The following is a 20,284-nucleotide window of genomic DNA, read 5'->3' as shown; positions in this document are numbered from 1 at the left end:
CGTTCATCGAGCCCCGGCGACTGTGCCAATCAGAAATCCACGGTGACGCCGGTATACAGCGCGCGCCCGTCGCCGGGTGAGTGCAGCGAGGCCTGGGCGCCGTCCGGGTCATACCAGACGTATTCGTAGTAGCGGTTGGTGAGGTTTTTCAACTGCAGGTCGACACTGACCGATTCAGTCACCTGGTACGTGGCGCCGAGGTTCATCAAGACGTAGCCGCCGTAAGTGCCCTTGGTGTTCTCGCGTTCCAGGTAGTAGTTGGTCTGGCCGTTCATCCACGCCGTCAACTGCAGCGCGGGCGTGGCCTTGTAGCTGACGCCGGCGTTGTACAGGTGATGCGGGATGTGGTCGATTTCCTGGCCTTTGCTGTTGGGCAAGCTCGAGCTCGGCTGGAGGATTTTCGAATACTGCCAGGAGTAGGCCATCCAGATGTCGGTGCGCTCGTTCGGGTGCAGGTTCAACTGCGCGTCATATCCCCAGCGCCGGGTTTCGCCGACGTTATCCGACTCGCCGCTCGGGTCGTTGAGCCGGCGACTGACTTCACCGCTGGCCTCTTGCTGCCAATAGGCGACGCGGCCATCGATCCAATCGGCCGGGGTGAACTTGATCCCGGTTTCCCAGCCTTCGTTGATCGACGGCGCCAGGTTGGTATCCCGCGGTGGAATCTTATAGGCCGCCGCGCCGGTGCCGACCTGGAAGGTACGCCCCCAGTTGGCGTAGACGCTGGCCACGTCCCACGGTGAATACACCACGCTGAGCTTGGGTTGTTTGATCAGCCCATAGTCGTTGATGTCGTAGTCCATGCCGGTCATTTCGTTGGTGAAGTTGCCCTGGATCTTATCGACGCGATACGCCGGGACGATTTTCAGCGACTCGAACGGCTTGATCTCGGCCTGGACGTAGGCGCCGTAGGTGTCGAAGTCGAATCGCTGGTCGCGGGTTTGCGCCAGGCGCAGGCGGTCCTTGGTGCGGTAGCGCTCGCTCTTGTTCTGTTGCTGCTGCATGTCCGCGCCGCCTTCCAGGGCGAAGTCGTACAGCCAACTGACTTCCGGGCGCCAGGTCAGGGAGGTGAGGGCGCCGTACTGGGTTTCGTAGGCATCGCGCTCCTGCTGGGCGCTGGTGCGCCAGTACTGCGTCCAGCGCCGGTCGTCGAAGGTATTGACGTAGGTTTTTGCCGACCAGGCCAGCGTCTCGGCCAGGTCGGTGTCGAAGTGCACGCTGACCTGGTTCATCCGCCGCGTGCCTTTGTCGGAGGCGTTGTAGCTGTTGGTCATGGTCGGGTGCTGGTGGGCATCCTCTTCACTCAAGTAGCCGGGCTCCTGCGCCTCGGTTTCGTAGTGACGGGCGATCAGGCCGATGCGGTAGCTGTTGTCGTCCGGGGTGTAGAACCATTTGCCGGACATGGAAAATTTGTCCGCCTCGGCGTGATCGCGGTAACCGTCGGACTTCTGATAGGCGAAGAAGTAGTTCTGCGTCCAGTTGCTGCCTTCGATGCCCTTGGCCAGTTGCGTTTCCTGGGTGTTGTAACTGCCGTAGCGCACTCGCGCCTTGGTGTAGTCGCCGCCGGTGCGGGTCAGCATATTGACGTTGCCGGCGATGTTGTTCAGGCCGTAACGCGCATCGCTGGTGCCGCGCACCACTTCGATGCTGTCCAGTTCCATCGGGAAAATCATGTCCATGAACGGCATGTTGCCGTCGTTGCTATTGCTTGGAATGCCGTCGATCAACAGCTTCACTGCGTTGACTTCGCCTTCGCCGTTAAAGCCGCGAAAGGAAATCTTGCCGGAGGTGGTACCTTGGTTGAACTCGGTGAGGATCACCCCCGGCGCACGGCTGAACAGCTCCCAGCTGTAGTTGACCGGCATTTTTTCGAGGATGTCGGCGCCGAGCACATCCACCGAACTGAGCACGCTGCTGGTGCTCAGCGGGCCGCTGCTGGCGCTGGCGCCCTGGACCGTGACGGTGCCTAGGGTGAGGGTTGAGTCTTCGGTCTTGCCGGTTTCGGCCAGGGCCGAGGACAGCGGGTTGAGGGCGAACAGGCCGATGGAGAGCAAGGGCCATAGCGGGCGGGACACAGAGACACGCTTTGCGCGAGGCAAAGTCATTCGAGCAGGCATAACGCACCATTCCTGATGATCAAGACACTTCGAGGACGCCCAGGCGGGCGGCTGACAAGCAGATCGCGCCGCCTATGGGGCGGCGCCGGTGTCGATCAAGCGGTAGGGGAGGCGCGCGGGCTCAGGCTCGGCCAGCGGATTCTGGGGTGCAGCGTCGGCAACTCGGGGTTGTCGAGGGTGGTGTCCGGCGCATAGCGCGGTAGGAAATGTCGGTAGTAGTTGGATGGCAGCGCCGCCAGCCCTGCATGACCGCAGCAGCAATCGCTGTGTTTCATGGCGGTGTTTGACGGCGCCGTCTGGAGCGGGTCGATCAGCTTGCTCAAGTTGGACGGCAGCGCTTGCGAGGCGCCGCCCGAGCAGAATCCGCCCCACAGCAACAGTCCCATATCCGGCGTCTGCATGGCGCGGCTGAGCGGCATGGCCAGCATGTTCAGCACGACGGCCAGGCAGGCAATCCAGGGACTGATGCGTTTGAGACGAGCCATGAACGAAGTCGATTAAAAGGGGTGAACATTTAGCGGCAGTTCAGGCACAAAGTAAAAGCCCGTTCGTGCGCTATTTTGCCGCAGACCAACCGTCTGTTTTTGTGTGGCGCATGCAGAAAAAACAATGCCCCGAACAGGTCGGGGCATTGGTCAGATGGGGGCGTTTGGGTTCAGCGACGAACTTCTGCGGTGTTCGGGCGGTTCTTCAGGTTCTTGTCGGCCTTGTAGCGCAACGCAACGTCCGGCACCGAACCGCCCTTGCCGGTCTCGACCCAGTTGCGAATACGGCTGGCGTCGGCGAAGTGGGTGAACTTGCCGAAGGCATCGAGGATCACCAGCGACACCGGGCGGTTACCCATGCTGGTCACCAGCACCAGGCAGTGGCCGGCCTGGTTGGTAAAGCCGGTCTTGGTCAGCTTGATATCCCAGTTGGCGCGATTGATCAGGTGGTCGGTGTTGGAGAAACCCAAGGTGTAGTTGGGCTTGCGGAACGCGACGGTCTTTTCCTTGGTGGTGCTCAATTGGCTCAGCATCGGGAATTTACGCGCGTAGGCCAGCAGCTTGCTCAGGTCCCTGGCGGTCGACACGTTATGGATGGACAGGCCGGTAGGCTCGACGTAATGGGTGCTGGTCATGCCCAGCGCCTTGGCCTTGGCGTTCATCGCCGCAATGAAGGCTGGGTAGCCGCCCGGGTAGTGGTGGGCCAGGCTGGCGGCGGCGCGGTTTTCCGAGGACATCAGGGCGATCAGCAACATCTCTTTGCGCGGCATTTGGCTGCCGATCTTCACTCGGGAGAACACGCCTTTCATTTCTGGCGTGTCGGTGATGTTGATGTCGATGTACTCGTCCATGTTTTGCTTGGCTTCCAGCACGATCAGGCCGGTCATGAGCTTGCTCACGGACGCAATGGGCACCACCACGTCCGGGTTGCTGGAATAGATGACTTTGTTGGTTTGCAGATCGACCAGCATGGCGCTGCCGGAAGCGATTTGCAGTTTTGAGGTGTCACGCGGGGCCAGGGTGGTTTCGGCGGCGTGCGCAAAGGTGCCGGTGAAAGCAAATAAAAGGCTGACGAGAGAGAGACGAATTTTCACGCGGATGAACTCGCTAAAAAAGTAAGGAAATACCGTTCTGCAACGGGCGTTATGAAAAATGACGTTACATTTTAGGAGTATGGATCAGAAAACGATAGAGAGCCTTTAAATAAAGGCTGTAAGGCGATGATTGGTGGGCCTTGTACTCACCCTAAGGGAAAAAAAAGGCCCGCTTGTGGGCGGGCCTAATGGGATTTTTCAAAGGAGTGGCGGTAAGTTGCGCCCTGTCCCGTCGATGGCCGGTGAAAAGGATGTCGAAGAAACGAGAAATCTGGTGCTGCGACGGGCGTTTTCAGACTGAAACAGGTGTAAACCTATTTCAGGACCAGAACCATCGATCAGCCGTGCAGGGTTTCCGCCGCGTACAGTGTATTTTCTAGCAGGCAGGCACGGGTCATCGGGCCAACGCCACCCGGTACCGGGGTGATCCATCCGGCGCGGGGCAGGGCGGTTTCGTACACCACGTCGCCGACCAGCTTGCCGTCTGCCTGACGGTTGATGCCGACGTCGATGACGATCGCGCCTTCCTTGATCCACTCACCCTTGACCAGGCCCGGCTTGCCGGCGGCCACTACCACCAGGTCGGCACGGCCGACGTGACCGGCGAGGTCTTTGGTGAAGCGGTGGGTCACGGTCACGGTGCAGCCGGCGAGCAGCAGTTCCATGGCCATCGGGCGCCCAACGATGTTGGAGGCGCCGACGATCACGGCGTCGAGGCCGTAAAGATTGACGCCGGTGCTTTCCAGCAGGGTCATGATGCCTTTCGGCGTGCATGGGCGCAGCAGCGGGATGCGCTGCGCCAGGCGGCCGACGTTATACGGGTGGAAGCCGTCGACGTCTTTGTCCGGGCGGATGCGTTCGAGCAACTGGGAGGCGTCCAGATGCGCGGGCAATGGCAGTTGCACCAGGATGCCGTCGATGTTCGGGTCATCGTTGAGGCCGTCGATCAGGTCGGTAAGGGCCTGCTGGGTGGTCTCGGAAGGTAAGTCGTAGGCCTTGGAAATAAAGCCGACCTCTTCACAGTCCTTACGCTTGTGCGAGACATAAACCTGAGACGCAGGATCGCTGCCGACCAGGATCACCGCGAGGCCAGGCGTGCGCAGGCCTTGCTGGCTACGCTCGGTGACGCGTTTGGCGATCTGCTGGCGCAGGCTGGCGGCGATTGATTTGCCGTCGATAAGTTGTGCAGTCATTACGCGTGATTAACCATCGAGAGGGGGAAGAAAAGTGCGCGCATTCTCGCATGCCAGCGCGCGAGGGCAAAGGCGCTTGGTCTGCAAATTGGCCTAACCCCTTAAATAAAATGAATTTTTTTCAAAAAAGATTTGACGGCTTTCCGGTGCGTCTATACTATTCGTCGCACTTGTCGGGCACAGCCTAGCACTGGTTAAGAAGGTCAAGCAGGATTGTTGCTCTGCAAGGCTGGAAGCACTTAGTTTGTAATCCTCAAAGAGTACAGATTAATCAGGCGCCCGTAGCTCAGCTGGATAGAGCATCCGCCTTCTAAGCGGATGGTCGCAGGTTCGAGTCCTGCCGGGTGCGCCATTAGGCAGCTTTGGCACAAGTAGCGTTAGATGGTGGGCGTAGCTCAGTTGGTAGAGCACGGGATTGTGACTCCCGTTGTCGAGGGTTCGATCCCCTTCGTCCACCCCATATTTTGAAAAGGCGCCAGATTAACCATCTGGCGCCTTTGCTTTAAGAGCTTCAAGCGCGGATGTGGTGGAATTGGTAGACACACTGGATTTAGGTTCCAGCGCCGCAAGGCGTAAGAGTTCGAGTCTCTTCATCCGCACCAATTAAAACTTTGCCCGGCCGAAAGGCGGGGTGAGGTTCGACAAAGAAGTGGTTTGGTTTCTTTGTTAACGCAATATGGTGGGCGTAGCTCAGTTGGTAGAGCACGGGATTGTGACTCCCGTTGTCGAGGGTTCGATCCCCTTCGTCCACCCCATATTCGAAAGGCGCCAGATCTAACAGTCTGGCGCCTTTTTTGTTTTAGCGGTTCGAGTATTCCGCGGCCGCAGGTTCTGGGTCGCAAGGCAGGGCGTTTCGTCGTATTTATGTGTCTCGATGATGCCGCGCTGCCCGCCGGTTCTGTTCGCGGGGCTGGCCGTCAGGGAGATGATTGGCGACTTCTTCTATATATAGAAGGGTCGGCGCAGAGCCCTGGCGTGATTGGTTGTATTTGTCACCGGGGCGAGGCGCAACAGTGTCTTCGTACCGATAAATTGCCTGCTGTTTTTTTACCCGTTTCCAGTAGGGTGACTTCTTGAGTTTGACCCACTAGAATGCATGCCCTTGATTCTGGGGTCGGAAACGGCCGGCTAACGTCTGTGCAACGAGGAATATCCATGCAAGTTTCTGTTGAAAATACTACTGCTCTCGAGCGCCGCCTGAGCATCACCGTGCCGGCAGAGCGCATCGAGACTGCGGTCAACAAGCGTCTGCAGCAGACTGCCCAAAAGGCCAAGATCGCTGGCTTCCGTCCAGGCAAAGTGCCAATGAGCGAAATCAAGCGCCGTTTTGGTGCTGATGCGCGTCAGGAAGCGGTAGGCGATGTGATCCAGGCTTCTTTCTACGAAGCGGTTGTTGAGCAAAAGCTGAACCCGGCCGGCTCGCCGTCGATCGAGCCTAAGTCCCTGGAAGCGGGCAAGGACCTGGAGTACGTTGCTGTATTCGAAGTGTTCCCAGAGTTCGAAGTTGCCGGTTTCGAAGGTATTGCGATCGAGCGCCTGAGCGCTGAAGTGGCTGATGCCGACCTGGACAACATGCTGGAAGTCCTGCGCAAGCAGAACACCCGTTTCGAAGTGGCCGAGCGTGCTGCCCAGAACGAAGACCAACTGAACATCGATTTCGTGGGCAAGGTTGACGGCGAAGCATTCGCTGGCGGCTCCGCCAAGGGCACTCAGTTGGTGCTGGGCTCCAACCGCATGATCCCGGGTTTTGAAGACGGCCTGGTTGGTGCAAAAGCTGGCGAAGAGCGCGTTCTGAACCTGACTTTCCCGGCTGACTACCAGAACCTGGACCTGGCCGGCAAAGCCGCCGAGTTCACCGTGACGGTCAACAGCGTTTCCGAGCCTAAGCTGCCAGAGCTGAACGAAGAGTTCTTCGCTCAATTTGGCATCAAGGAAACCGGCATCGACGGCTTCCGCACCGAAGTTCGCAAGAACATGGAGCGTGAGCTGCGTCAGGCCGTCAAGTCCAAGGTCAAGAACCAGGTCATGGACGGTCTGCTGATCGCCAACCCGATCGAAGTGCCTAAGGCTCTGCTGTCCAACGAAGTGGATCGCCTGCGCGTACAAGCTGTTCAGCAGTTTGGTGGCAACATCAAGCCTGACCAACTGCCGGCCGAGCTGTTCGAAGAGCAAGCCAAGCGCCGCGTCGTGCTGGGCCTGATCGTGGCTGAAGTGGTCAAGCAGTTCGACCTCAAGCCTGACGAAGACCGCGTTCGTGAAATGATCCAGGAAATGGCTTCGGCCTACCAGGAGCCTGAGCAGGTTGTGGCTTGGTACTACAAGAACGACCAGCAGCTGAACGAAGTACGTTCGGTTGTGCTGGAAGAACAAGTTGTGGATACTGTTCTGCAGAAGGCTAAGGTGACCGATAAAGCGGTCTCTTACGAAGAAGCAGTCAAGCCGGCGGAAGCAGCACAAGCCGACTGATTGTCCAACTCGTTCGAAATACAACCATAAGCCAGCCTCGCGCTGGCTTATGCGTTTTCAAGACATGACTATTTGGGAGTAACTGCAGAGCATGTTCCGTAATTCCTATATTCAGCAGAACTCTGATATCCAGGCCGCAGGCGGCCTGGTCCCGATGGTTGTCGAGCAGTCCGCTCGTGGCGAACGCGCCTACGACATCTACTCGCGCCTGCTCAAGGAGCGAGTGATCTTTCTGGTGGGCCCGGTAGAGGACTACATGGCCAACCTGATTTGTGCGCAACTGCTGTTCCTTGAAGCGGAAAACCCGGACAAGGACATCCATCTTTACATTAACTCGCCAGGCGGTTCGGTGACTGCAGGTATGTCGATTTACGACACCATGCAGTTCATCAAGCCAAACGTGTCGACCACCTGCATCGGCCAAGCCTGCAGCATGGGCGCTTTCCTGCTGACCGCGGGTGCCGAAGGCAAGCGTTACTGCCTGCCGAACTCGCGCGTGATGATTCACCAGCCACTGGGCGGTTTCCAGGGGCAGGCATCGGACATCGAAATCCATGCCAAGGAAATCCTCTTTATTCGTGAGCGTCTTAACACGCTGATGGCCAAGCACAGCGGGCACACCTTGGAAGAAATCGAGCGTGATACCAACCGTGACAATTTCATGAGCGCTGAAGCCGCGCGTGATTACGGGTTGATCGACGCAGTGATTGAAAAGCGCCCCGCTTAATATAAGCAGCTCAAAATAGGGCTGGTCGGCAAGTCCGATCACCTGCGGGCTTGAAAAAGCCCGCATAAGCCTTCATCTTGTGTTGCAAGCCTATCGGATTTGGATCGAACGAATGACTGACACCCGCAACGGCGAGGACAACGGCAAGCTGCTCTATTGCTCCTTCTGTGGCAAAAGCCAGCATGAAGTGCGCAAATTGATTGCCGGCCCCTCGGTCTTTATCTGCGACGAGTGCGTCGACCTGTGCAATGACATCATCCGTGAGGAGGTGCAGGAAGCCCAGGCCGAGAGCAGTGCGCATAAATTGCCTTCGCCTAAAGAAATCAGCGGCATCCTTGATCAGTACGTGATTGGTCAAGAGCGTGCAAAAAAGGTTCTGGCCGTAGCGGTGTACAACCACTACAAGCGCTTGAACCAGCGTGACAAGAAAAACGACGAAGTCGAGCTCGGCAAGAGCAACATCTTGCTGATCGGTCCTACAGGCTCGGGTAAAACCCTGCTTGCAGAAACCCTTGCTCGCCTGCTGAACGTTCCGTTCACCATCGCCGACGCTACCACCCTCACCGAGGCTGGCTACGTGGGTGAAGACGTCGAGAACATCATTCAGAAGTTGCTGCAGAAGTGCGACTACGACGTAGAGAAAGCCCAGATGGGTATTGTCTACATCGACGAAATCGACAAGATTTCGCGCAAGTCCGACAACCCGTCGATCACTCGGGATGTTTCCGGTGAAGGCGTGCAGCAAGCCTTGCTGAAACTGATCGAAGGCACGGTTGCTTCCGTACCGCCACAAGGTGGCCGCAAGCACCCGCAGCAGGAATTCCTTCAGGTTGATACGCGCAATATCCTGTTCATCTGCGGCGGTGCATTCTCCGGTCTGGAAAAGGTTATTCAAAACCGCTCCACCCGCGGCGGCATCGGTTTCAGTGCAGAAGTGCGCAGCAAGGAAGAAGGCAAGAAGGTGGGCGAGTCCCTGCGTGAAGTTGAACCTGACGATTTGGTCAAGTTTGGTCTGATCCCTGAATTCGTTGGTCGTCTGCCGGTCCTGGCGACATTGGACGAGTTGGATGAGGCTGCTCTGATTCAGATCCTCACCGAGCCGAAAAACGCCCTGACCAAGCAATATGCCAAGCTGTTCGAAATGGAAGGCGTAGACCTCGAGTTCCGTACCGATGCACTCAAATCAGTGGCCAAGCGGGCACTGGAGCGCAAGACCGGTGCGCGTGGCCTGCGTTCGATTCTCGAAGGCGTATTGCTCGACACCATGTACGAAATTCCCTCGCAGTCCGAGGTGAGTAAAGTGGTGATCGACGAAAGCGTTATCGAAGGTAAGTCCAAGCCACTGTATATCTACGAAAACAGTGAGCCGGCTGCCAAGGCTGCGCCAGACGCGTAAGCGTCCTGCAGCTGCATAACAACAAGGGGCCTTTAGGGGCCCCTTTTGTTTTAAGGGTGTGTTTTTCCTGCGTTTAACTGCTGGCATTGAGCTTGTTTTTTTTGCTAGCAGCCCCCATCTTGGTTTCATGCTTACTTTTCAACTGTCATAGAGGCGAAATCATGAAGACAACCATCGAATTGCCTCTCCTGCCGTTGCGTGATGTCGTCGTCTATCCGCACATGGTTATCCCGCTGTTCGTGGGGCGCGAGAAGTCTATCGAAGCCCTCGAGGCTGCGATGACGGGCGACAAGCAGATCCTGCTGTTGGCCCAGAGAAACCCTGCTGATGATGATCCAGGCGAAGATGCCCTGTATCGCGTCGGTACCGTTGCGACTGTCCTGCAACTGCTCAAGCTGCCCGATGGCACCGTCAAGGTGCTGGTGGAAGGTGAGCAGCGTGGTGCGGTCGAGCGTTTCATGGAGGTGGACGGCCACCTGCGGGCCGAAGTGGTGCTGATCGACGAAGTCGAGGCCCCGGAGCGCGAGTCCGAAGTATTTGTACGCAGCCTGCTCTCGCAGTTCGAGCAGTATGTGCAGTTGGGCAAGAAAGTCCCGGCTGAAGTCCTGTCTTCCCTCAACAGCATTGATGAGCCTAGTCGCCTGGTCGACACCATGGCCGCGCACATGGCGCTGAAAATCGAGCAGAAGCAAGACATCCTCGAAATCATCGACCTGCCGGCCCGTGTCGAACACGTCCTGGCGCTGCTCGATGCCGAAATCGACCTGCTGCAGGTTGAAAAACGCATCCGTGGTCGCGTGAAGAAACAAATGGAGCGCAGCCAGCGCGAGTACTACCTGAATGAGCAGATGAAGGCCATTCAGAAAGAACTCGGCGACAGCGAGGAAGGCCACAACGAAATCGAAGAGCTGAAAAAGCGCATCGATGCCGCCGGCCTGCCGAAAGACGCCCTGACCAAAGCCAATGCAGAGCTGAACAAGCTCAAGCAAATGTCGCCGATGTCGGCCGAAGCCACTGTGGTTCGTTCCTACATCGATTGGCTGGTGCAGGTGCCGTGGAAGGCTCAGACCAAGGTCCGCCTGGACCTGGCTCGCGCCGAAGATATCCTCGACGCCGACCACTATGGCCTCGAAGAAGTCAAAGAACGCATTCTCGAATACCTCGCGGTGCAAAAGCGCGTGAAGAAAATTCGTGGCCCGGTGTTATGCCTGGTCGGTCCGCCTGGTGTGGGTAAAACCTCCCTGGCCGAGTCGATTGCCAATGCCACCAACCGTAAATTCGTGCGCATGGCTCTCGGCGGCGTGCGTGATGAAGCGGAAATTCGGGGTCATCGCCGGACATACATCGGTTCGATGCCAGGAAGATTGATTCAAAAGATGACAAAGGTGGGTGTGCGCAACCCGCTGTTCCTGCTCGATGAAATCGACAAAATGGGCAGTGACATGCGTGGCGATCCGGCATCGGCCTTGCTCGAAGTGCTTGATCCCGAGCAGAACCACAATTTCAACGACCATTACCTGGAAGTCGACTACGACCTGTCCGACGTGATGTTCCTGTGTACCTCCAACTCCATGAACATTCCGCCAGCGTTGCTGGACCGGATGGAGGTGATTCGTCTGCCGGGTTACACCGAAGACGAGAAGATCAACATCGCCGTCAAATACCTCGCGCCCAAGCAGATTTCGGCCAATGGCCTGAAGAAAGGCGAGATTGAATTCGCGGTCGAGTCGATCCGCGACATGGTGCGTTACTACACCCGCGAGGCCGGTGTACGGGGGCTTGAGCGCCAGATCGCGAAGATTTGCCGCAAGGCGGTCAAGGAACATGCACTGGAAAAACGCTTCTCGGTGAAGGTCACGGCCGATGTGCTGGAGCACTACCTCGGCGTGCGTAAATTCAGTTACGGCTTGGCTGAGCAGCAGGATCAGGTAGGGCAGGTGACTGGCCTGGCGTGGACCCAGGTGGGCGGTGAATTGCTGACCATCGAAGCTGCGGTGATCCCAGGCAAAGGCCAATTGATCAAGACCGGTTCCCTGGGTGACGTGATGGTCGAATCCATCACTGCCGCGCAGACCGTGGTGCGCAGCCGCGCCCGGAGCCTGGGGATTCCCCTGGACTTCCACGAGAAGCACGACACCCATATCCACATGCCGGAAGGGGCGACCCCGAAAGACGGCCCTAGCGCTGGCGTAGGTATGTGTACGGCCCTGGTTTCGGCCCTGACCGGCATTCCGGTGCGCGCCGATGTGGCCATGACCGGGGAAATCACCCTGCGTGGGCAGGTATTGGCCATCGGTGGTCTGAAAGAGAAATTGCTCGCCGCACACCGGGGTGGAATCAAGACCGTGATCATTCCTGAAGAGAATGTCCGCGACTTGAAGGAAATTCCTGACAATATCAAGCAAGATCTTCAGATTAAACCAGTTAAATGGATTGACGAGGTCCTGCAAATTGCGCTGCAATACGCGCCGGAGCCCTTGCCGGATGTGGCTCCGGAGATAGTCGCTAAGGACGAAAAGCGCGAGTCTGATTCCAAGGAAAGAATTAGCACGCATTAATGCGTTAAAGCCTGGGGGCTTCCTTGACAGCTTTTTAGAGCCCTTGTTATAAAGCGGCTCTTAAGTGTCTGTAGTCCATTCAGCACTGGTTTTTGCTTTCACCAAAAAACTTAGAATCATACTCAATAGATATATAAGGGGACTTAGAGTGAACAAGTCGGAACTGATTGATGCTATCGCCGCATCCGCTGATATCCCGAAAGCTGCTGCTGGCCGTGCGCTGGACGCAGTGATCGAATCCGTCACTGGCGCTCTTAAGGCCGGCGACTCGGTGGTACTGGTAGGCTTCGGTACTTTCTCTGTGACTGACCGTCCAGCTCGCACTGGCCGTAACCCACAGACTGGCAAAGCACTGCAAATCGCTGCTGCCAAGAAACCAGGTTTCAAAGCCGGTAAAGCCCTGAAAGAAGCCGTTAACTAAGCCTCGATCAAGCCTTTACCTACCCGGGTCCGACGCAGGTCTGGCCTGGCAGCGGAGCGGCAGCTGACCCACGTATCCATCGGGTCACCACGCCGGGGGTGTGGGTTCTAACCCCCGTCCGCTCCGCCAGTTACGAGAGAAGGCGCATCCTCGGATGCGCCTTTCTTCTATCCGGACTCTACCCACGCTCCACGGTTGCCAATTTTTGAAGTTCAACCGTTTCTGGGGGACGCATGCTGCAAAATATCAGGGACAATTCACAAGGCTGGATTGCCAAGACCATTATCGGGATCATCGTCGCATTGATGGCGTTCACCGGTATCGAGGCTATTTTTCAGGCTTCGACCAACACCAAGCAGGACGTGGCCAAGGTCAATGGTGAAGCAATCAGCCAGACCGAACTGAGCCAGGCCGTCGACATGCAACGTCGCGAGTTGATGCAACGGTTCGGCAAGGATTTCGATGCTTCCTTGCTCGACGAAAAGCTGCTGCGCGACGCCGCCCTCAAGGGGCTGGTTGATCGCAAGCTGGAGCTGCAGGGCGCCGCCGATTCCAAGTTTAGCTTCTCTGAAGCTGCGCTGGATCAGGTGATCCTGCAGACGCCGCAATTCCAGGTGGACGGTAAGTTCAACGCCGAGCGTTTTGATCAGGTGATCCGTCAACTGGGCTACAGCCGTCTGCAGTTCCGTCAGATGATGACCCAGGAAATGCTGATCCAGCAGATTCGTAACGGCATCGGCGCCAGCGCATTCGTGACTGACGCACAGGTGCTGGCATTCGCTCGTCTGGAAAAACAGACCCGCGATTTCGCCACCGTCAATATCAAGGCCAACCCTGCGGCGGTGAAACTCACCGACGACGAGGTCAAGGCTTACTACGACCAGCACGCCAAAGAGTTCATGACCCCGGACCAGGTGGTCATCGACTATCTGGAGTTGAAGAAGTCGTCTTTCTTCGACCAGGTCACCGTCAAGGACGATGAACTGCAGGCGGCGTATGAGAAAGAAACCGCCAACCTCGCTGAGCAGCGTCGTGCCGCGCACATCCTGATCGAAGTCAACGACAAGGTCACCGAGGCGCAAGCCAAGGCCAAGATCGAAGAAATCCAGGCGCGCCTGGCCAAGGGTGAGCAGTTTGAAGCCCTGGCCAAGGAGTTCTCCCAGGATCCGGGTTCGGCCAGCAATGGCGGTGACCTCGGCTTTGCCGGTCCTGGCGTTTACGATCCGGACTTCGAAGCAGCCCTGTACGCCTTGAATAAGGATCAGGTCTCGGCACCCGTGCGCAGCACCTTCGGTTGGCACCTGATCAAGCTCTTGGGCGTTGAAGCGCCAGAAGTGCCATCGTTCGCCAGCCTGAAAGGCAAGCTGACTCACGAGCTCAAGAATCAACAGGTTGAACAGCGTTTTGTCGAAGCGACCAAGCAATTGGAAGATGCGGCATTTGAAGCCTCCGACCTGGCTCAGCCAGCGTCCGACCTCAAGCTGACCGTTCACACCTCTGCGCCGTTTGGTCGCGAAGGCGGGGAGGGTGTTACAGCCAACCGTGCCGTGGTCACTGCCGCGTTCAGTCCGGAAGTGTTGGATGAGGGTGCCAACAGCACCGCCATCGAGCTCGACCCGGAAACCATCATCGTGCTGCGGGCCAAAGAACACCTGAAGCCTGCGCAACTGCCGCTGGAAAGCGTGGCAGCGGCGATCCGCACACAGATGACCAAGGAACGCGCCAGCGCGGCTGCCAAGACTCACGCTGATGAGTTGATCGCCAGCCTGCGTGATGGCAAAACCCCGCTGAACCAGCCCATTGATGGTCAGGCCTGGAAAGTCACCGCAGCGGCTACCCGTAGCCAGGAAGCGATCGACCCGGTCGTACTGCAAGCCCTGTTCCGCATGCCCAAGCCTGCGGCCAAGGACAAACCGACCTTCACCACCGTGACTCTCACGGATGGCAGCCTGGTGATCGTGCGCTTGAACAACGTCAACGAAGCGGCGGCGCCATCGGACGACGAGAAGGCGCAATACCGCCGTTTCCTCGCTTCCCGTGTAGGTCAGCAGGACTTCGCGGCGTACCGCAAGCAGTTGGAAACCAAGGCTGAGATCAAGAAGTACTGATCTCGGTTTGAATAAAAAGCCCCCGGCCTGAAAAGACCGGGGGCTTTTTCATGGGCGTTTGCTAAGGGCCAGCAGCATTAAAGCAACTACCGCCAAGGGAAACGCGAACACGCCCCAACTCTGCAGCAGCAACCCCCCCGCTAACCCGCCACCGGCAATGCCCAGGTTCCACACGGTCACCAGCATCGATTGCGCAGCGTCCGCCGACTCGCCAGCGGACTTGGCCAGAGCGGTTTGTAGCAAGGCCGGCAGGCCACCGAATGCCAGGCCCCAAACCGCTACGGCGGTGTAGATGACCGCCGGCGAGTCGATCCAGAACGCCAGCGCCAGCGCCGACAGGCCAAACAGCACGCAACTGAGCAGTACCAGCGGGCGCAACCATCGATCGATCAGCAGGCCCACCAGCCAGATGCTCAACAACGCCGCGAGGCCAAACACCAGCAGTACCCGGTCGATATCTGCCTCGATTCCGGCGGGCTCCAGCAGTGGGGCGATGTAGGTGTAGAGAATGTTGTGGGCCAGCACGTAGGTAAAGGTCACCCAAAGCACCGGGCGAATGCCACGCAACGTCATCACCTGGCGCAGGCCCAGGCGCTGTTGTGCCGCTTGGCCGGCAAAGTCCGGCAGTTGCCAGCGCGCCCAGAGTAGTAGCACCAGCGTCAGTCCGGTCATGATCGCAAAGCTCAAGCGCCAGCCAACGAGAGTGCCCAGCAGTGTGCCGGCCGGCACGCCCAGGGACAGGGCCAGCGGCGCGCCAAGCATTGCGATGGCAATCGCCCTGCCTTGCAGGTGAGGGGCGACCATGCGACTGGCATAACCCGCCAACAGGGCCCAGAGCAACCCGGCGAATACCCCGGCGAAAAAGCGCGCTACCAGTGTCAGCCCATAGTGACTGGATACGGCAGTCACGCTGTTGACCAGGGCAAAGCCACCAATGGCCACCAGCAGTAGCGGTCGGCGGCGCCAACCACGCGTCAGTAGCGTCAATGGGATGGCTGCAAGCAGCGATCCAAGCGCGTAGAGGGTGACCAGTTGGCCAACCAGGGCGGGTGACACGCCCAGGCCTGCGCCCATCTGCGGCAGGAGCCCTGCGGGCATGGCTTCGGTGAGGATGGTAATAAACCCTGCGCAAGCCAGGGCCAGCAAGCCACCGAGCGGCAGCGCGTCAGGCTGGGCGTTCGCCGGGCAATGGGTCAGTGACGGGTTGTCGCTCATAACGCTCTATCCATGTGAAAGGGGCAAGGCGGCAGAGTAAGGGGCTGTGGTGCGCGGAAAAACAGGCTAAGGTTCCGAACTTATCGGACGTAGGTGTCCGTAATCAGTCGGGGTGTCATCATGGACAGCTTGAGCAGCCTGTCGGTCTTTGTGCAGGTGGCGGAGACGCGCAGCTTTACCGCTGCTGGCCGTGTGCTGGGGGTATCGTCTTCGGCCGTGGGCAAAAGTATCGCGCGCATGGAAGAGCGCCTGGGTGTAAGGCTGTTTCACCGCAGCACGCGCAGCATCACCCTGACCAGCGAAGGCTCGCTGTTTCTTGAGCGTTCGCGGCGCATTCTGGCCGAGGTCGAAGCGGCCGAGCAGGAGTTGACGGACGCCAGCGCCGCGCCCCGGGGCAAGTTGCGCATCAGTCTGCCGCAGGTGCGCGGTTTGTTGATGCCGGTACTCAGTGACTTTATGCGCGCCTACCCGGATATCGAGTTGGATGTGGATTTTTCCGACCGTATGGTGGACGTGATCGAGGAAGGTTTCGATGCGGTGATTCGCACGGGCAAGCCGGAAGATTCGCGCTTGATGGCGCGTCATCTGGGCTACTACCAGTTGGTGCTTGTCGGCACGCCGGGCTACTTCGCGCAATACGGCACCCCGCAGCAACCGCAGGATCTCAACGATCACGCGTGCCTGCGGCACAAATTCTGCGCCACCGGCAAGCTGGAAAACTGGCCGTTGCGTCAGGTGCCGGGCGCCGCCGAGCCGACCTTGCGTACACCGCTGGTCAGTACCACCATCGAGTCCCTCAACCATGTGGTACACGAGGGATTGGGTATCGCCTGTCTGCCGGACTACATGGTCAACGAGGCCGTGGGGCAGGGGCGTTTGCTACGGGTGCTGGACGATCATCTCGAACACCGTGGCAGTTTCTGGATATTGTGGCCATCAAGTCGCCATGCATCAGCCAAGTTACGCGTGTTTATTGACCATATGTGCGCCGGGCTTTTTCCTGCAGGCACCGCTGTGTAGGCTTGTGACGTTTTACCGACAGGAATGCGCGCGCCAAGGCCTCGTTCTGTTGCACAATACCGCCCAGATCGTTTTCCTCAGGATTTTCAATGTCGACATCATTTCACTTGCGTAGCCTCGGCTTGGCGCTGGTGTTGGCGGGCGCCACGGGCTGCTCGTCACCCAAGACCGCTATTTACGAGCACGAGAATTTCGACGACTCCGGTACGTTCTCCCGTGATTACCCGGTCAGTGACATCGCCGCGTGCGAGGCCGCGCGCCGCGCGCTGCTGAGCCAGGGTTACATCATCACCAGCAGCGATCCGAAGCTGGTGGTGGGCAACAAGAGCTTCCAGCAGACCGGCGAGACTCACATGCAGATCAGCTTCAACGTGGTGTGCGCGGACGATGGCAAAGGTAAAAATCATTCGACGATATTTGCCAACGCCCTGCAGGATCGCTATGCGCTGAAGAAGGTCAACAACTCCGCAAGCCTGGGTGTGGGTGTGCTGGGCTCGGTATCGATGCCGATCGGCTCCACCGACGACTCGATGGTGAAGGTGGCGAGTGAGACTGTCTCGGCACCGAAGTTCTATGAGCGTTACTTCTCACTGGTGGATGTGTTCCTGCCCCAAGAGGTGAAGAAGGCCGAACATATTCCCGAGCAGCCTAAGGCGGAGTTGGGCGTGCCTGAGCCTAAAGCCGCGCCGGCCGCCGAAAAAGTCGAAGCACCGAAGCAGGAGCTCGCCGCACCGGTTGTTTCCGAGCCGGTCGCACCTCCGACCGAGCCCGCACCGATTGCTCCGCAACAAGAGCCTGCTGCACCCACGCTGCCGCCGCCGACGGAGGCTATTCCGCCCCTGCCGACGCCGTCCCAGTGACACCGACGGCCTTCGACGGGGCGGGGCTGATTGGCACCTGATAAATTCTTGCAGCGCTGCTACGTTTAATCCTGTAGTGCAGGAACGTCATGGCGCTGACATTTTTTCGTCATGACGGCACTTTAGGCTGGTCTTGCAGGTCATCAACCTGCAGCCGCTTTCACCCTAAAGGAGCTTAATATGGACGATTATCAGGAAGAACTGCTCGAGTACCAGGCCTTTGAATGGGACCCTTTGGACCCCGCCGACGATGCCACCGAGCTGTAAAACCGGCTTCAGGCGGAATGCCGCTGACTGCGGCGAAATTCCCCTGGGGTCTGGTTGTTCCACCGCCTGAACGCTCGTTGAAAGGCTTGAGCCGAGGCAAAGCCGAGCAAGTAGGCGATCTCGCCGAATGCCAGTTCCGTATCGCGAATGTAGGTCATGGCCAGGTCGCGGCGGGTATCGTTGAGGATCGCCCGGAACTGAGTGCCTTCTTCGGCCAGTTTGCGGCGCAGGGTCCAGGTCGGCAGCTTCAAGCGCGCCGCCACTTCTTCCAGGTCGGGTTCCCGGCCACCATTGAGCATCGGCCCGAGCAAACGGGTAATGCGCTCGCGCAGGCTGCGGGTGCGGGTCAACTGCTCCAACTCTCTTTCACATAGCTGTAACAGCAGGTGCCAGGTGCTCGGGCAATGCTGCGGGTTGCGCAGCGCCAGGGTTGGTTGGCTCAGGCGCAGTTGATTGGCGTCGGCGCCGAAGTGGACCGGGCTGTCGCCCAACGCGCGGTATTGTTCACTGTAGTCCGGTGCCTCGAATTCGATCTCGATGCGCTGCGCCTGCACCGGTTGCTGGGCCAGACTCGACAGTTGGTGCAGCCAGCCGGCGATGATCGAGTCGACCACAAAGCGGTTATAGGCGTTGTAGGGGCTGATGGAATAGAAACGCAGCCAGGCGCCTTCGGCGTCTTCATGAAAGCTCGATTGCCCGCGATAGTTGGAGCCATACAGCGCTTCAAAGCGCGTGAGGGTGCGGGCCGCTTCGCGCACGTTGGGCGCCTGGGCGGCCGTGACGCCCGCCAGGCCGGCCTGGTTCAAGCGGCTCAATTGGCCCATGCGCAGGCCAAGGCCCGGGTCGCCGGTCAGTTGGATGGCGGCGTGCCCCAGGCGCATATATCGCGGGATCGACAAGCGTGCGCCGGCTTCGGCGAGCCGCGCCGGGTCCAGGCCGTATTGCAGCAACAGCGGTTGCGGGTCCAGGCCGTGGTGGGTGATTGCGTCGGCCAGGGTGTGTACGAAGCCCACCGACATATCCCCCAGGCGTACCGGCTTCACGGCGTTACAGCCAGAGATTCAGCAAGCGCGCACCACGGGCGTCGCCGTCGGCGAACACTTGACCGTTGCTGCTGAGAAAGCTTCGGCCGGCGCTGCCCAGGTCCCAGAACTGCCCGCGCAAAAACACACTCATGCCCGCGGTGGCCTGGCTGATGGGTTGCTGGCTGATCAAGGTCAGGCGCCGCCAGGCTTCGCCTTCGCTGAGCTCTTCGGGTTTGAGGCTGATTTCCGTGGGCGTCGACACGCTCTTGAAGCCGCGCCATGGGCGGTCCCACGTGTCACGCCCGATGACAAACGCGGGGACGGCGATCAACTGGGCGCCTTGCTCATTGAGCTTGCGATAGTTGTCCGGGTACCAGCTGTCGCTGCCGATCAGGATGCCCAGGCGTCCGGCCGGGGTGTCGACCACGCTGACGGTGTTTTCATCGCCTGGCGCAATGAAACCGCGCTCGTCGTAGATCGGGTAGAGCTGACGCTGCGGCTGGCCCAGGGGCAGGCCGTCGGCCGCAAACACCAGGCTGGCGTTGTACAGCGCGCCATGCCCGACCTGCAGTTGCCCCTGGCTCACGCTGGGGTTGGGCAGCGCGATGGAGCCGGCCACCAGGGTCACGCCAAACTCCTTGGCCAGGCCGCCGAACAGCACCTGGTAGTCCCGCGCCATCGCTGGGGCTTTCATGCGCAAGTAAGCGTCGTCCATGCGGTTGTCGCCAGTGGCGTTGATCCAGGCGCGCATGAATTGCACCGGATTGCTGATCGACAGCCAGTTCATCGCATCTTTCAGATGGGGCGCCTGATACAGCTCGTTTTTTTCGCCGCTGAGCATCAGCCAGGTGCCGATGTGTTCCGGTAGCACTACGATGGTTTTTTCATTGAGCAGCCCCTGGTCTCGGGCCGTTTGCAGGTAGGCCGCGAGTTTCAGGTGCAAGCGTTCCAGGCTCTGGTAATCGCCGGGGAACAGTTCCGGCTGGATGCCCAGCAGGTTGCCGCGATCGGCAGGCTGGCCCTCGTTGACGGCCAGGGTGATGCGCAGGTCGGACAGGTAATGCGCCACGGGGCGCTCCTGGGTCCAGACCAGATAGGCGGCGACGGCGGCAACCAACGCCATGGTGACGGTAAAAGCTAGAAGTTTACGCATGGGGGAACAGACAACGGACCAAGTGCAGGGTTCGCGACTAGGGTAGGGCCCGTGGGTCTGCTTGCCAAGGGGGGCTGTGCATTTGGATCAATAACTTGTCAGTTTCAGTCATTGAGCCCTGGCCGATCGCCTCTATAGTCTGTGGGACATAAACCGATGGCAAGCCGTTAGAGCGTGCC

The 20,284-nt window shown here is 58.9% G+C and carries 15 protein-coding genes and 4 tRNA genes; 12 read left to right on the top strand and 7 right to left on the bottom strand.

Annotated features, from left to right (window positions below; genetic code table 11):
* Positions 1–29 precede the first annotated feature (29 nt).
* The 4 genes from J2Y83_RS17075 to folD all read right to left on the bottom strand — a co-directional run bounded on the left by J2Y83_RS17075 (position 30) and on the right by folD (position 4,889).
* Positions 30–2,117 carry a TonB-dependent receptor gene (locus J2Y83_RS17075; RefSeq protein WP_253396917.1) on the bottom strand — a complete coding sequence of 696 codons (2,088 nt, stop codon included), beginning with the start codon at positions 2,115–2,117 and terminating at the stop codon, positions 30–32.
* Positions 2,118–2,212: 95 nt separating this feature from the next.
* Complete coding sequence (locus J2Y83_RS17070) at positions 2,213–2,602, bottom strand: DUF2946 domain-containing protein (protein ID WP_253396916.1); 390 nt, start codon at positions 2,600–2,602, stop codon at positions 2,213–2,215.
* A 170-nt stretch (positions 2,603–2,772) separates the two neighbouring features.
* Positions 2,773–3,696 carry a D-alanyl-D-alanine endopeptidase gene (gene pbpG / locus J2Y83_RS17065; RefSeq protein WP_253396915.1) on the bottom strand — a complete coding sequence of 308 codons (924 nt, stop codon included), beginning with the start codon at positions 3,694–3,696 and terminating at the stop codon, positions 2,773–2,775.
* A gap of 338 nt (positions 3,697–4,034) precedes the next feature.
* Complete coding sequence (gene folD, locus J2Y83_RS17060; RefSeq protein ID WP_017848149.1) at positions 4,035–4,889, bottom strand: bifunctional methylenetetrahydrofolate dehydrogenase/methenyltetrahydrofolate cyclohydrolase FolD; 855 nt, start codon at positions 4,887–4,889, stop codon at positions 4,035–4,037.
* Positions 4,890–5,164: 275 nt separating this feature from the next.
* Here folD and J2Y83_RS17055 point away from each other — a divergent pair.
* The 10 genes from J2Y83_RS17055 to J2Y83_RS17010 all read left to right on the top strand — a co-directional run bounded on the left by J2Y83_RS17055 (position 5,165) and on the right by J2Y83_RS17010 (position 14,565).
* A tRNA-Arg gene (locus J2Y83_RS17055) sits at positions 5,165–5,241 on the top strand.
* 32 nt (positions 5,242–5,273) lie between these two features.
* A tRNA-His gene (locus J2Y83_RS17050) sits at positions 5,274–5,349 on the top strand.
* 57 nt (positions 5,350–5,406) lie between these two features.
* A tRNA-Leu gene (locus J2Y83_RS17045) sits at positions 5,407–5,491 on the top strand.
* A gap of 77 nt (positions 5,492–5,568) precedes the next feature.
* A tRNA-His gene (locus J2Y83_RS17040) sits at positions 5,569–5,644 on the top strand.
* 400 nt (positions 5,645–6,044) lie between these two features.
* The gene (tig, locus tag J2Y83_RS17035) at positions 6,045–7,355 is read left to right on the top strand and encodes a trigger factor (protein WP_253396914.1); all 1,311 of its coding nucleotides are present in this window, start codon (positions 6,045–6,047) and stop codon (positions 7,353–7,355) included.
* 91 nt (positions 7,356–7,446) lie between these two features.
* The gene (clpP, locus tag J2Y83_RS17030) at positions 7,447–8,082 is read left to right on the top strand and encodes an ATP-dependent Clp endopeptidase proteolytic subunit ClpP (protein ID WP_048725112.1); all 636 of its coding nucleotides are present in this window, start codon (positions 7,447–7,449) and stop codon (positions 8,080–8,082) included.
* Positions 8,083–8,194: 112 nt separating this feature from the next.
* Complete coding sequence (gene clpX, locus J2Y83_RS17025; protein WP_017848146.1) at positions 8,195–9,478, top strand: ATP-dependent Clp protease ATP-binding subunit ClpX; 1,284 nt, start codon at positions 8,195–8,197, stop codon at positions 9,476–9,478.
* 161 nt (positions 9,479–9,639) lie between these two features.
* Complete coding sequence (gene lon / locus J2Y83_RS17020) at positions 9,640–12,036, top strand: endopeptidase La (RefSeq protein ID WP_253396912.1); 2,397 nt, start codon at positions 9,640–9,642, stop codon at positions 12,034–12,036.
* A 148-nt stretch (positions 12,037–12,184) separates the two neighbouring features.
* Positions 12,185–12,457 carry an HU family DNA-binding protein gene (locus tag J2Y83_RS17015; RefSeq protein WP_003174819.1) on the top strand — a complete coding sequence of 91 codons (273 nt, stop codon included), beginning with the start codon at positions 12,185–12,187 and terminating at the stop codon, positions 12,455–12,457.
* 233 nt (positions 12,458–12,690) lie between these two features.
* Complete coding sequence (locus J2Y83_RS17010; protein WP_253396910.1) at positions 12,691–14,565, top strand: SurA N-terminal domain-containing protein; 1,875 nt, start codon at positions 12,691–12,693, stop codon at positions 14,563–14,565.
* Between the two features lie 48 nt (positions 14,566–14,613).
* Here the strand turns inward: J2Y83_RS17010 and J2Y83_RS17005 are convergent, their stop codons facing one another.
* Entirely contained in the window at positions 14,614–15,780 is a 1,167-nt protein-coding gene (locus J2Y83_RS17005; protein ID WP_253396908.1) for an MFS transporter, read from the bottom strand.
* Positions 15,781–15,900: 120 nt separating this feature from the next.
* Between J2Y83_RS17005 and J2Y83_RS17000 the strand changes: the two genes are divergently transcribed.
* On the top strand, positions 15,901–16,800 hold the full coding sequence (locus J2Y83_RS17000; RefSeq protein WP_253396906.1) for a LysR family transcriptional regulator: 900 nt from the start codon (positions 15,901–15,903) through the stop codon (positions 16,798–16,800).
* A gap of 89 nt (positions 16,801–16,889) precedes the next feature.
* The gene (locus J2Y83_RS16995; RefSeq protein ID WP_253396903.1) at positions 16,890–17,660 is read left to right on the top strand and encodes a DUF2242 domain-containing protein; all 771 of its coding nucleotides are present in this window, start codon (positions 16,890–16,892) and stop codon (positions 17,658–17,660) included.
* Positions 17,661–17,935: 275 nt separating this feature from the next.
* Here the strand turns inward: J2Y83_RS16995 and J2Y83_RS16990 are convergent, their stop codons facing one another.
* Entirely contained in the window at positions 17,936–18,970 is a 1,035-nt protein-coding gene (locus J2Y83_RS16990) for an AraC family transcriptional regulator (RefSeq protein ID WP_253396901.1), read from the bottom strand.
* A 4-nt stretch (positions 18,971–18,974) separates the two neighbouring features.
* On the bottom strand, positions 18,975–20,105 hold the full coding sequence (locus tag J2Y83_RS16985; RefSeq protein WP_253396899.1) for a carbon-nitrogen hydrolase family protein: 1,131 nt from the start codon (positions 20,103–20,105) through the stop codon (positions 18,975–18,977).
* Positions 20,106–20,284 lie beyond the last annotated feature (179 nt).

It is taken from the genome of Pseudomonas marginalis, from assembly GCF_024169655.1.
Lineage (GTDB): Bacteria > Pseudomonadota > Gammaproteobacteria > Pseudomonadales > Pseudomonadaceae > Aquipseudomonas > Aquipseudomonas paraveronii.
Note: the sequence above shows the minus strand (reverse complement) of the source record. Positions and strands in the feature narration are given on the sequence as shown.

Coding starts and splice junctions, on each gene's coding strand:
- J2Y83_RS17075 (WP_253396917.1), bottom strand. CDS start 2,117: ATGCCTGCTCGAATGACTTTGCCTCGCGCAAAGCGTGTCTCTGTGTCC.
- J2Y83_RS17070 (WP_253396916.1), bottom strand. CDS start 2,602: ATGGCTCGTCTCAAACGCATCAGTCCCTGGATTGCCTGCCTGGCCGTC.
- folD (WP_017848149.1), bottom strand. CDS start 4,889: ATGACTGCACAACTTATCGACGGCAAATCAATCGCCGCCAGCCTGCGC.
- tig (WP_253396914.1), top strand. CDS start 6,045: ATGCAAGTTTCTGTTGAAAATACTACTGCTCTCGAGCGCCGCCTGAGC.
- clpP (WP_048725112.1), top strand. CDS start 7,447: ATGTTCCGTAATTCCTATATTCAGCAGAACTCTGATATCCAGGCCGCA.
- clpX (WP_017848146.1), top strand. CDS start 8,195: ATGACTGACACCCGCAACGGCGAGGACAACGGCAAGCTGCTCTATTGC.
- lon (WP_253396912.1), top strand. CDS start 9,640: ATGAAGACAACCATCGAATTGCCTCTCCTGCCGTTGCGTGATGTCGTC.
- J2Y83_RS17010 (WP_253396910.1), top strand. CDS start 12,691: ATGCTGCAAAATATCAGGGACAATTCACAAGGCTGGATTGCCAAGACC.
- J2Y83_RS17005 (WP_253396908.1), bottom strand. CDS start 15,780: ATGAGCGACAACCCGTCACTGACCCATTGCCCGGCGAACGCCCAGCCT.
- J2Y83_RS17000 (WP_253396906.1), top strand. CDS start 15,901: ATGGACAGCTTGAGCAGCCTGTCGGTCTTTGTGCAGGTGGCGGAGACG.
- J2Y83_RS16995 (WP_253396903.1), top strand. CDS start 16,890: ATGTCGACATCATTTCACTTGCGTAGCCTCGGCTTGGCGCTGGTGTTG.
- J2Y83_RS16985 (WP_253396899.1), bottom strand. CDS start 20,105: ATGCGTAAACTTCTAGCTTTTACCGTCACCATGGCGTTGGTTGCCGCC.